General features: G+C 60.1%; 12 protein-coding genes. 8 read left to right on the top strand and 4 right to left on the bottom strand.

Features of this window, described 5'->3' with window-relative positions; translation table 11 throughout:
- Window positions 1–31: 31 nt before the first annotated feature.
- The 6 genes from CIW50_RS25895 to CIW50_RS25920 all read left to right on the top strand — a co-directional run bounded on the left by CIW50_RS25895 (window position 32) and on the right by CIW50_RS25920 (window position 6,181).
- A complete protein-coding gene (locus CIW50_RS25895) occupies window positions 32–844 on the top strand; it encodes an ABC transporter ATP-binding protein (protein ID WP_149534033.1) in 813 nt (270 codons plus the stop codon).
- A complete protein-coding gene (locus tag CIW50_RS25900; RefSeq protein WP_149534034.1) occupies window positions 841–1,554 on the top strand; it encodes an ABC transporter ATP-binding protein in 714 nt (237 codons plus the stop codon). Before CIW50_RS25895 ends, CIW50_RS25900 begins: the two co-directional genes overlap by 4 nt.
- 10 nt (window positions 1,555–1,564) lie before the next feature.
- A complete protein-coding gene (locus CIW50_RS25905) occupies window positions 1,565–2,443 on the top strand; it encodes a branched-chain amino acid ABC transporter permease (protein WP_149534035.1) in 879 nt (292 codons plus the stop codon).
- A 2-nt stretch (window positions 2,444–2,445) separates the two neighbouring features.
- The gene (locus CIW50_RS25910; RefSeq protein WP_149534036.1) at window positions 2,446–3,474 is read left to right on the top strand and encodes a branched-chain amino acid ABC transporter permease; all 1,029 of its coding nucleotides are present in this window, start codon (window positions 2,446–2,448) and stop codon (window positions 3,472–3,474) included.
- Between the two features lie 6 nt (window positions 3,475–3,480).
- Window positions 3,481–4,710, top strand: coding sequence for an ABC transporter substrate-binding protein (locus tag CIW50_RS25915; protein WP_149534037.1), 1,230 nt, complete (start codon window positions 3,481–3,483; stop codon window positions 4,708–4,710).
- 265 nt (window positions 4,711–4,975) lie between these two features.
- A complete protein-coding gene (locus tag CIW50_RS25920; RefSeq protein ID WP_149534051.1) occupies window positions 4,976–6,181 on the top strand; it encodes an ABC transporter substrate-binding protein in 1,206 nt (401 codons plus the stop codon).
- 62 nt (window positions 6,182–6,243) lie between these two features.
- On the opposite strand, the gene CIW50_RS25925 is transcribed toward CIW50_RS25920, so the two are convergent.
- The gene (locus CIW50_RS25925) at window positions 6,244–6,732 is read right to left on the bottom strand and encodes a hypothetical protein (RefSeq protein ID WP_197738399.1); all 489 of its coding nucleotides are present in this window, start codon (window positions 6,730–6,732) and stop codon (window positions 6,244–6,246) included.
- Between the two features lie 117 nt (window positions 6,733–6,849).
- On the bottom strand, window positions 6,850–7,179 hold the full coding sequence (locus CIW50_RS25930) for a hypothetical protein (protein ID WP_149534038.1): 330 nt from the start codon (window positions 7,177–7,179) through the stop codon (window positions 6,850–6,852).
- Window positions 7,180–7,886: 707 nt separating this feature from the next.
- Here CIW50_RS25930 and CIW50_RS25935 point away from each other — a divergent pair.
- Complete coding sequence (locus tag CIW50_RS25935) at window positions 7,887–8,165, top strand: GlsB/YeaQ/YmgE family stress response membrane protein (protein ID WP_093759251.1); 279 nt, start codon at window positions 7,887–7,889, stop codon at window positions 8,163–8,165.
- 65 nt (window positions 8,166–8,230) lie between these two features.
- On the opposite strand, the gene CIW50_RS25940 is transcribed toward CIW50_RS25935, so the two are convergent.
- The gene (locus tag CIW50_RS25940) at window positions 8,231–8,431 is read right to left on the bottom strand and encodes a hypothetical protein (RefSeq protein ID WP_149534039.1); all 201 of its coding nucleotides are present in this window, start codon (window positions 8,429–8,431) and stop codon (window positions 8,231–8,233) included.
- Window positions 8,432–8,664: 233 nt separating this feature from the next.
- Between CIW50_RS25940 and CIW50_RS25945 the strand changes: the two genes are divergently transcribed.
- Window positions 8,665–9,123 carry a hypothetical protein gene (locus tag CIW50_RS25945; RefSeq protein ID WP_149534040.1) on the top strand — a complete coding sequence of 153 codons (459 nt, stop codon included), beginning with the start codon at window positions 8,665–8,667 and terminating at the stop codon, window positions 9,121–9,123.
- A 324-nt stretch (window positions 9,124–9,447) separates the two neighbouring features.
- On the opposite strand, the gene CIW50_RS25950 is transcribed toward CIW50_RS25945, so the two are convergent.
- Window positions 9,448–10,509 carry a class I SAM-dependent methyltransferase gene (locus CIW50_RS25950; RefSeq protein WP_149534041.1) on the bottom strand — a complete coding sequence of 354 codons (1,062 nt, stop codon included), beginning with the start codon at window positions 10,507–10,509 and terminating at the stop codon, window positions 9,448–9,450.
- Window positions 10,510–10,764 lie beyond the last annotated feature (255 nt).

The following is a 10,764-nucleotide window of genomic DNA, read 5'->3' on the forward strand; positions in this document are numbered from 1 at the left end:
CGCCGCAGCAGACGATCGAGGGTCACCGCGCATGACGCAAGCACAATTCGCAGAGCGCGCGCCTGTCACATCGACGGCGCCGCTGCTTTCGGTTCGCGACGTCAGCGTCGTGTTCGGCGGCATCATCGCGTTGAACGGCGTCTCGTTCGACATGCAGAAGGGTCACATTCTCGGCCTCATCGGACCGAACGGCGCTGGCAAGACCACGCTGTTCAATTGCCTCAGCCGGCTCTATCAGCCGAGCAAGGGCGATATCCTGATGGAAGGCGAGACGATCCTGAAACGTCCGGCGCACAAGATTTCCGAGATCGGTATCGGCCGCACCTTCCAGAACGTCGCATTGTTCCCCAAGCTCACTGTGCGGGACAACGTCCGCATCGGCAAGCACGCGCGCACCAATAGCGACATCATCAGCGACTCGCTGAAGCTGCCATGGGTTCGATCTGGAGAAGCTGCGATCAACAAGGACGTCAACGACATCCTCGATTATCTCGATCTGCATAGCGTTGCCGATACGATCGTCAGCGGATTGCCGTTTGGCACGCAGAAGCGCGTCGAGCTGGCGCGCGCGCTTGCGGCCGAGCCGAAGATTCTGCTGCTCGATGAGCCCGCTGGCGGTCTCAATCATGAGGAAGTCTACATCCTCGGCGACCTGATCCGCCGCATCCGCGACGATCGCGGCGTGACGGTGCTGCTGGTCGAGCATCACATGGGTCTCGTGATGTCGATCGCCGACCACGTCGTCGCGCTGAATTTCGGCAAGAAGCTCGCTGAAGGCACCCCCGCTGCCGTCCAGAAAGACCCTGCTGTGATCAAGGCCTATCTGGGAGACAAAGACTCATGACCGCGATGCTTCACGTAAAAGACCTGCGTGCGTATTACGGCCAGGTCCAGGCGCTGCACGGCCTCGAATTCGAACTGCAGGAAGGCAGCCTCACCACGCTGCTCGGCGCCAATGGTGCCGGCAAGACCACCACGCTGCGCTCGATCTGCAACATGATCCGCTCCACCGGCTCGATCGAGTTCGAGGGCAAGAAGCTCGGCAACCGCTCGACCGAAAGCATCGTGCGGCTGGGCATCGCCCATGTTCCGCAGGGCCGCGGCACCTTCACCACCATGACGGTGGAAGAGAACCTGCAGCTCGGCGCGATCAGCCGCAAGGACACCAAGGCGATCGGTGACGATATCGAGCGCATGTATGCCCACTTCCCGGTGCTCAAGCAGCGCCACACCCAGCAGGCCGGCACACTCTCCGGAGGTGAACAGCAGATGCTCGCGGTTGCCCGCGCGCTCATGCTGCGTCCCCGCCTGATGTTGCTGGACGAGCCCTCCTTCGGCCTCGCGCCGCTGATCGTGCGGGATCTGTTCAAGATCCTCGGCAAGATCAACCGTGAGGACAAGGTCTCGATCCTGGTCGTCGAACAGAACGCACAGCTCGCGCTCGAACTCGCCGACAAGGCCTATGTCATCGAAACAGGACGCATCGTGATGTCCGGCACTGCCGACGAGATCGCGAACAATGAAGACGTCCGTAAATCGTATCTGGGATATTGAGGAAACAGCCATGGAGCTCTTTACCAATCAAGTCCTGGCTGGCATCGCCACCGGCGCGATCTACGCCTGTATGGCGCTCGCCGTGGTCATGATCTACCAGGCAATCGACCACCTGAACTTCGCCCAGGGCGAAATGGCGATGTTCTCGACCTTCGTCGCCTGGCAAATGATGCAGTGGGGCATGCCCTATTGGGGGGCGTTCGCGCTCACGCTGGTGTTCTCCTTTGTGGGCGGCATCGTCATCGAACGGGCTTTGTTCAAGCCCCTCGCCAACGCACCGGTGCTGACCCACGTCGCCGGTTTCATCGCGCTGTTCGCCATCATCAACAGCGTCGCCGGCCTGACCTGGGACTTCACCATCAAGCAGTTCCCGTCGCCGTTCGGCTCGTCGCCTTTCCTGGGCAGCCAGCTGATCTCCACGCATCAGGCCGGCATGATCGGCGTGACGCTGATCCTGTTGGTCCTGCTTTTCATCTTCTTCCGCTACACCCGCGTCGGTCTCGCCATGCGTGCGGCCGCCACTTTGCCTGAATCGGCACGGCTGGTCGGTATCAACACGTCATGGATGATCGCACTCGGCTGGGGCATGGCAGCCGCAATCGGTTCGATCGCCGGCATGCTGATCGCTCCGGTGGTGTTTCTTGAGCCCAACATGATGGGCGGCGTCCTGATCTACGGATTTGCCGCAGCCGTCGTCGGCGGTCTGACGAGCCCGCTCGGCGCCGTCATTGGCGGGTTCCTTGTCGGCATCTTCGAGAACCTCGTCGGCACCTATATCCCGGGCGTCGGTAACGAGCTGAAGCTGCCCATCGCGCTGGCGCTGATCATCACCGTGCTAGTCGTCAAGCCCAATGGCCTGTTCGGCCGTACTATCGTGAAGCGAGTTTGATCATGAGCACCGTTCAAGACGTTTCCACTGCTCCCGTGGTCGCCGCCGTTCCCAAAAAAGCAATGGCGCTCGGCCCGCTCGCATCGCTGATCATCCTGGCGCTGCTCATCGTCACACCGCTATTCGTGAAGAACTTCATCATCTTCCAGATGACGATGTGGCTGATCTACGCCATCGCAGTGCTCGCACTTAACATCCTGACCGGCGCCAGCGGTCAGTTCTCGCTCGGCCAGAGCGCGTTCTACGCGCTGGGCGCCTATACGTCGGCAATCCTCATGGAACATGTCGGCGTCAACTACGCACTGACGCTCCCTGTGGCCGGTTTGGTCTGCTTTATCGCCGGCTTCCTGTTCGGCCTGCCGGCACTGCGGCTGTCCGGCGTCTACCTCGCGCTGGCGACCTTCGCCCTCGCGGTGGCGATGCCGCAATTGCTGAAGCTCGGCGTGTTCGAACACTGGACCGGCGGCGTGCAGGGCCTCGTCGTCACCAAGCCTGACGCGCCGGAAATTCTGGCCTCGCTGGGTCTGAAAGTGTCGCAGGACATGTGGCTGTACTTCTTCACGCTCCTGGTCGCGATCGTGATCTACATCTTCTCGGTCAACCTGCTGAGGTCGCGGTCGGGCCGGGCCATGATGGCGATCCGCGACAACGAAATCGCCGCTTCGGCGATGGGCGTGGACGTCTCGCTCTACAAGACGCTGGCTTTCGGTGTCAGCGCAGGGATCACCGGCGTTGCCGGCGGTCTCGGCGCTATCGCCGTGCAGTTCGTGGCACCGGATGGCTACACCATCCAGCTCGCCATCGCGCTGTTTCTCGGCATGGTGGTCGGCGGCGTCGGCTGGCTGCCCGGTTCGCTCGCCGGTGCGGCCTTCATCGTGTTCGTTCCGAATATCGCGGAACATGTTTCGAAGGGTCTGTCTGGCGCCGTGTTCGGCGTCATCCTGATCATCATCATCTTCCTGCTCCCGAACGGGGCCAGGCAACTCGCCTATGGGGCACAGAGCTTGATAGGCAAACTACGTAAAAACTGAGGACCTATGAACTGCAGAAACTTTCTGCGCACCGCCGCGCTCTCGAGCGCGGCGTTTGCGTTTCTCGCCTTCTCAACTTCCGCGAATGCCCAGAAGAAATACGATACCGGGGCGAGCGATACCGAGATCAAGATCGGCAACATCATTCCCTACAGCGGACCCGCATCCGCCTACGGCATCATCGGGAAGATGGAAGAAGCCTACTTCAAGATGATCAACGATCAGGGCGGCATCAACGGCCGCAAGATCAACTTTGTCAGCTATGACGACGCCTATAGCCCGGCCAAGGCTGTCGAACAGACCCGCAAGCTGGTCGAATCCGACGAAGTGCTGTTCGTGTTCGGCCCGCTCGGCACGCCGTCGAACACCGCGATCATGAAGTACCTAAACGCCAAGAAGATCCCGCAGCTGTTCGTCGCCACCGGCGCGACCAAATTCGGCGAATACAAGACCTCGCCATGGACCATGGGCTGGCAGCCAGCCTATCAGAGCGAAGGCCGCATCTTCGCGCAATACGCCATCACCGAAAAGCCGAACGGCAAGATCGCCGTGTTCTACCAGAACGATGACCTCGGCAAGGACATGCTGAAGGGCTTCAAGGATGGCCTCGGCGACAAGGCCTCGATGATCGTGGCCGAAGACAGCTACGAAGTGTCAGAGCCGACTATCGACAGCCACATCGTCAAGCTGAAGGCCTCGGGCGCAGACATCTTCATCTCGATCTCGACGCCGAAGTTTGCGGCACAGGCGATCAAGAAGGTGGCCGAGATCGGCTGGAAGCCGATGTTCTTCCAGAGCAATGTCGGCTCCTCCGTCGGCGCCGTGATGCGTCCCGCCGGCATCGAGAATTCCCAGGGTGTGCTGTCGCTGGCTTACGCCAAGGACGCGCTCGACCCACAGTGGGACAATGATGAAGGCATGAAGAAGTATCTGGATTTCCTGGCCAAATATGCGCCCTTCGCCAACAAGGCCGAAAGCTCAGCACTCTATGGCTATGGTCAGGCGCAAACCGTGGTGCAGGTTCTCAAGCAGGCCGGCGACGACCTGACCCGTGCCAACATCATGAAGCAGGCCGCCAGCCTCAAGGACTTCACGACCGACACACTGCTGCCGGGCGTCAAGATCAACACCTCGGCGACCGACTTCTACCCGATCGAGCAGCTGCGCATGATGCGTTTCACTGGCGAGAAGTGGGACGTGTTCGGCCCGCCGATCGACAGCAAGCTCGGCGGCTAAAGCCCACGCCTTTCTCCGCACGGCGAAGCGCCGCTTCGCACTGCGGAGAACAGTCGTTAACCGCCGCATTTTCCAATGGCGGAACATTAAAACTGCTTAATAAAACAGCCCCTTACGACGAAAGTCGTGAGGGGCTTTTTCTTGCTAGTTGCAGCGGAAAAGTATTCAATCCGACGCGCCGCAGCATTCAACAAAAGCAAGAATACGCGCGGTTTTACTCAGATGATCAGGGAGATCAGAAATGCCTTCGTTCAGCTCGCGTGCAATGACGTTCACGATTGCCGCAGCCCTCAGTGCGGCCCTTGGCAGCACTGCTTTCGCCCAGAAGAAATACGACACCGGCGCCTCGGATACCGAGATCAAAATCGGCAACATCATGCCCTATAGCGGGCCCGCCTCCGCCTATGGCGTGATCGGCAAGATGGAAGAAGCCTATTTCAAGATGATCAACGATCAGGGCGGCATCAACGGCCGCAAGATCAATTACATCACCTATGACGACGGCTACTCGCCGCCGAAGGCTGTGGAGCAGGCGCGCAAGCTCGTCGAATCCGACGAGGTGCTGTTCATCGCGAGCTCGCTCGGAACCCCGTCGAACTCCGCCATTCAGAAATACATGAATGCCAAGAAAGTCCCGCAGCTGTTCGTCGCCACCGGTGCGACCAAGTTCGGCGACTTCAAGGACTTCCCCTGGACCATGGGCTGGCAGCCTGCCTATCAGAGCGAATCCAGGATCTATGCAGCCTATCTGCTGAAGGAAAAGCCCGACGCCAAGATCGCGGTCATGTACCAGAACGACGACTTCGGCAAGGACATGCTGAAGGGCCTGAAGGATGGTCTCGGCAGCAAGGCGGCTTCGATGATCATCGCCGAGGAAAGCTATGAAGTGTCGGAGCCGACCATCGAGTCCCACATCGTCAAGCTGAAGTCGACCAATGCCGACACCTTTGTCAGCTTCACCACGCCGAAATTCGCCGCGCAGGCGATCAAGAAAGTGGCGGAGCTCAGCTGGAAGCCGACCTACATCCAGAGCAATGTCGGCGCTTCGGTCGGCGGCGTGATGAAGCCCGCGGGTTACGACATCGCCCAGGGCATCCTGTCGGCGAACTACGCCAAGGACGGCGCCGATTCCAGCTGGGACAATGACGAGGGCATGAAGAAATTCTATGCTTTCCTCGCCAAATATGCCCCCACCATGGACAGGAACGACGGCTCGGTCGTCTATGGCTATGGCCAGGCGCAGACGATTGTTCAGGTGCTCAAGCAGGCTGGCGACAACCTGACCCGCGCGAACATCATGAAGGAAGCGGCCAACCTCAAGAGCTTCGCGCCCGACACCTTGCTGCCCGGCGTGACGATCTCGACCTCGGCGACCGACTTCTACCCGATCGAGCAGCTGCAGATGCAGCGCTTCAAGGGCGAGAAGTGGGAGCTGTTCGGCCCGATCATCGCCGGCAAGATCGACGGCTAGCGTTCTGATCTCTCCCCGCTCCCAAACAAAGCGAAGCTTCGCCAGGCGGGGAGAGATCGAGATCAATAATAATCCCGGAACGCCTCCGCGAGGCTGTCGGGCTGCCAGTCGATCTGGTCCGACGCGATCGGATCGTCTGATAGCAGCGCATTCGCCTGCGTCTTGTAGTCCGGCGCCACATAATCCGCCTGCGGCAGGCCACGGCGCGCGATATCCTGATAGTTCAGGTAATTGTCGCGATTGCCGACGAAGGTGCACATGCATTTGGCGGGGTCGGCATACAGGTAGCGCGGGCCGTTCGGCGTGGTGTGCACGACGAAGCGATAGGCCGGCAATTTGCTCAAGGCCATCTTGCCTGCGGCATCGTTGGCGAAACGCGCCTTGAAGCCGGCGGCCTCCATATCGAAGCCGACCTTCTGCAGCACCGGCACGCTCGGCAATTCCCGCGCGACCAGCAGCGTCACATCGAGCAGCGCCAGCACCGCGATAACGGCAAGCGCCGTGCGGCGCGGACGCAGAGTGGGAAGTCTCGTTATTGTCAATGCGCGCATGTCGCAAAACCCCGGCCGCGAGCGCGGATCGCCGCGCTCTGTTGGTGGCGACAATACCGGCCCGCACGCGCGGTGTCACGGCAGCGCCGCCGCAGCGCGCGATGCCGGCTAACGAATTCATGCCTTGCGCCGCTCAGCCTCGTCTTCATCCACGAGGCGTTGCAGCACACGCCAGTACAGTTCCTCGATCATCGCTGGAGCATCCGCATCCGGCAGGAGGCGACGCACGATATCGCTGCAGCGACGCGGCTTCCCGGCGCAGCGATGCGCGCGGCGGCAGGCCCGCGACGAACAGTGGCGATGGGCCTTGGCCCGATCTGCGATGCGTCGGAGCGCACCATCGCAGCAGGCATTGAGGATTACGACCTCCGCCGGCACAGCGACATCGTCGTGGAGGTCCCGCGCGCGTTGGGCGAGATATTTGGCATCGGCATGCGAGATGATCATGTGAACTCCCGTTGTTGCAGTGATGAATGGAGGACTGTGGATGATGACCATGCGCCATCCGCGCCCGCGCCTGAGCGCGTGAGTGGCGGTTCCGGTGGTCTCCCTCAAGAATGAGGGAGATGAAGCGCCGAAAGGCGCGACTTGGGTACAGTGCCGCAGCGTAGTGTCCGGATCGCCGGACATCAGAGGCCGCGGAAACGCCTTTCGACGCTCCATCGTGGCGATTTCTGTCCCCGGGACCGTTCTTCCGGGCAAAGGCGAGGATCCACAGATCCGCCGGCGGTTTCCCGCCGTCTGCCAGTGCCACGTCCAGCCGCGCTCTAGCGGCAGACCCCCGTAGTGGGGTCGGACGGTGACCCAAGGCCTCCCGAGTGCGTGAGGGAACGTCTCCCTCCCGCCCGCAGGCGCCACATCCCGCCCCGCGCTAACAAGCGTCCCTGGCAACGCCCCTCAAAGTGGGACGGGATGAAGGGAATATATACTGGGATAGAATGACGTCAAGGATTTTTTTCCGAGTAAATGTCGGGCGCTAGTGCCGACGGATCACGCGTCATGCGCCCAACGATACACTCCAGGGATTGCGCTACCCCGCTCCACGTGATCGATGGCGAATGACACAGCGGTATTCCATCCAGCGAGCTGGAACTCTTGACCGGGGTACGACTTCTCTTTCCATCAGCATCCGCTGCCTCGGGAGAAGGCTTCCAATGAACATGTCCGGCGAAAGTCTTCTTGTCATCCTGATCGTTGGCATCGTCGCGGGTTGGCTCGCAGGCCAGATCGTTCGTGGCGCGGGCTTTGGCCTGATCGGCGACCTGATCATCGGCATTCTCGGCGCATTTATCGGAAGCTGGCTTCTGCCCAAGCTCGGTATTCATCTGGGAGCGGGAATCGTCCGCGCAATCATCAACGCAACACTCGGCGCGATCGTCCTGCTTCTCATCATCCGGCTCGTGCGCGGCGGTGGGTTCGCGCGTCGCTACTAGCGATGAAGCGCCCTGATCTGTTCCGCGAGGCGCAGTACGCCTGAGGAATGATCCCTAGCCTAATGTTACCGCGCTTCCGGCTTCAGATATTTCGGAGGATCGTTGCGATCCTTCTCTCTTTTAAGATTGTATGCATCCAGCGCCTGCTGACGTTTCTGTGCCGAGTCAGACAGATTATGGCGCCAATAATGAATCATCCAGATGGCACCGGCGATGACCGCCAGAATAAGGATCAATTCTGTACGGGTGAGCGGTGACTTATTCATGCGACGCCAGCATTTAATCTTCTCACTCGCTAAATAGCGTACCCTCATTCCCCCACAACATTGTTATCAGCGATATAACTGCGCATAAAGAAACCCAGCGGCGTTGCCCTGCCTCAACAGCATAGCCCGGCTGTTGCAATGTGCATCCGGGCAACACATTCGGCATTGAACGTTCAGCCGCACTTCGCTGACACACCACCATGCCTCCGACGTCTGATATCCCGACCCCTCCCATGTCCCGCGTTTCGCTATGCCTGATCGACATCGGGCGCATGATCGTTGGCTTGATCGCAGCGATTATCGTCGCGCCCATGGCCATGGGAGTTCTGCTGCAGCTCAGCCTTCGGCCCACCGGCGGACTCGCCGCGCATCTCGGCGCGGTCGCCACCGCGGCTCTGCTGACTCTCGTTTTCGGCGTGGCGGGTTCGTTCAAGGCCACCGTTTTTATCGCCCTGCCCGGAATCCTCCTGGCGCGATGGGCCGGCATCATGTCGCCGGTAATGTGCATGATCGGCGGCGCCATCACGGGCGGCGGCTTCTTCGGCATCAGCGCCTTCGTCGGCTCCTCACTGCCGACCGAATGGGGGCTGATCGGCGCAGCGGCGTGCGGCGGAAGCCTTGCGGCGCTCGCTTACTGGTGGCTGGCGGAGCGTCCGCTGCGGACAAAAGAAGCTCTGGCGCCGCAGCGATGACCCGTTACCGTATCTGACGATCGGCACGTCAGCCGTGACTATTGGCGCAAACGACCGCCCACGCCTCGCCGGACTTGAGCCACGCCTGACTGATATCAAGCCAATCCGCCAGTGGCAGCAACCGTAGCCGGGATGTCGCTCTGCGCGCCCGATTGAAAACTCCGCGTATTACGCGACGCTTTATGCTCGAGAGGTTTTTGCAGCGGCTCCTTTTCGTATCTGCAGCGGTCCTGTCGACAGGTGACACCAATCCGGGGCGATGCAGCCCCTAGAAGCTGCATTTCCCACGGCATCCTGGTCGCTCCGCACCGTTGGTCTGAGAGATCAAGCGCGTACTTCGAAGATCATATTGAAGGGCGTCTCGGTCGCGCGGCGGAAGCGCTTGAAACCTGCCTCAGTCGCGACCTGACGCAATTTGCTTTCACCTGCCTGGGCACCGAGCCCCAAGCCCACCTCCTGAGAGAGCGACGCAGGCGTACAAATGAATGTCGAGGCGTGATAGAAAATGGACCCGATCGGGTTGAGATTATCCTTGAGATTGTCATGAGCAAATGGCTCGACGATCATCCACGACCCGTCTTTGGCCAGTGTTTCCTTGACGTGCTTGCCCGCACCAACGGGGTCACCCATGTCATGCAGGCAATCGAAGAACGCCACCAGATCGTAGTCCTTTGCCGGAAAATCCTTGGCACTGGCTTGCGCGAATTCAATTCGGTCTCCGACCCCCGCTTCCTGGGCCAGGACCTTGGCGCGATCGATTGAAGGTTTGTGGTAATCAAACCCGAAGAACCTCGATTTGGGGTACGCCTGCGCCATCACGATGGTAGAGGCGCCGTGGCCGCATCCGACATCGGCAACCTTGGCGCCAGCTTTCAGTTTTGCTTCGACGCCTTCGAGCGTCGGAATCCAGTTCGAAACCAGATTGGCGTTATAGCCTGGCCTGAAGAAGCGTTCGGTGCCCGAGAAAAGGCACTTCGAATGCTCATGCCAACCAACGCCCTTTCCTGTTCGAAATGCTTCGGCGACCTTGGGTTCGTCGAGATAGGTGGACTGCACGACATCGAATGCACCGGCGAAGAAAGCTGGCGACCCCTCCTCCGCGAACGCCATCGCTTGTTCGGCCGAGAGCGAAAACGCATTTTTTTCAGGGTGATAATCGATGTAACCAGAGGCGGCCTGGCCGGAGAGCCATTCGCGGACATAACGCTCATGCAGGCCGGTCTTCTTGGCAAGCTGTGAAGGCGTGAAGATATCTCCATCCGCCATTGCCTTGTAGAGGCCGAGACGATCGCCAAGCAGTATACTGGCACCGCCAAGTGAAATGCCCAGGTCGTTGACCAGCTTTCCTACGAGTGCGTTCAGCTTTTCAGGATTTGGTTCACGCATTGCAGCATCCTCCACTTTGTGAAGAACAGCCCTTCGTTTAGTTAAGCACGACTGCCGGATTACAAGTGGGAGCCGAACGCCGTTCGATGGAGATTTGGGATTATGCGGGATTGTCCGCTCATGGCGGCAATGTATGGACCGGCTGCTGATCGCAAGTGAGATTATGCTTAGATAGCGGAAGTCGCTGATATGTATCCGGCCTGTTGATCGGCTCGCGGGCCGTGGCCTTGATGGGGATACGCACGCGCCTTTGGC

It is taken from the genome of Tardiphaga sp. P9-11, assembly GCF_008329525.1.
Lineage (GTDB): Bacteria > Pseudomonadota > Alphaproteobacteria > Rhizobiales > Xanthobacteraceae > Tardiphaga.

What these genes read in the sequence shown, in the direction of transcription:
- CIW50_RS25895 (WP_149534033.1), top strand. Translation starts at nt 32, where the DNA reads ATGACGCAAGCACAATTCGCAGAGCGCGCGCCTGTCACATCGACGGCG.
- CIW50_RS25900 (WP_149534034.1), top strand. Translation starts at nt 841, where the DNA reads ATGACCGCGATGCTTCACGTAAAAGACCTGCGTGCGTATTACGGCCAG.
- CIW50_RS25905 (WP_149534035.1), top strand. Translation starts at nt 1,565, where the DNA reads ATGGAGCTCTTTACCAATCAAGTCCTGGCTGGCATCGCCACCGGCGCG.
- CIW50_RS25910 (WP_149534036.1), top strand. Translation starts at nt 2,446, where the DNA reads ATGAGCACCGTTCAAGACGTTTCCACTGCTCCCGTGGTCGCCGCCGTT.
- CIW50_RS25915 (WP_149534037.1), top strand. Translation starts at nt 3,481, where the DNA reads ATGAACTGCAGAAACTTTCTGCGCACCGCCGCGCTCTCGAGCGCGGCG.
- CIW50_RS25920 (WP_149534051.1), top strand. Translation starts at nt 4,976, where the DNA reads ATGACGTTCACGATTGCCGCAGCCCTCAGTGCGGCCCTTGGCAGCACT.
- CIW50_RS25925 (WP_197738399.1), bottom strand. Translation starts at nt 6,732, where the DNA reads ATGCGCGCATTGACAATAACGAGACTTCCCACTCTGCGTCCGCGCCGC.
- CIW50_RS25930 (WP_149534038.1), bottom strand. Translation starts at nt 7,179, where the DNA reads ATGATCATCTCGCATGCCGATGCCAAATATCTCGCCCAACGCGCGCGG.
- CIW50_RS25935 (WP_093759251.1), top strand. Translation starts at nt 7,887, where the DNA reads ATGAACATGTCCGGCGAAAGTCTTCTTGTCATCCTGATCGTTGGCATC.
- CIW50_RS25940 (WP_149534039.1), bottom strand. Translation starts at nt 8,431, where the DNA reads ATGAATAAGTCACCGCTCACCCGTACAGAATTGATCCTTATTCTGGCG.
- CIW50_RS25945 (WP_149534040.1), top strand. Translation starts at nt 8,665, where the DNA reads ATGTCCCGCGTTTCGCTATGCCTGATCGACATCGGGCGCATGATCGTT.
- CIW50_RS25950 (WP_149534041.1), bottom strand. Translation starts at nt 10,509, where the DNA reads ATGCGTGAACCAAATCCTGAAAAGCTGAACGCACTCGTAGGAAAGCTG.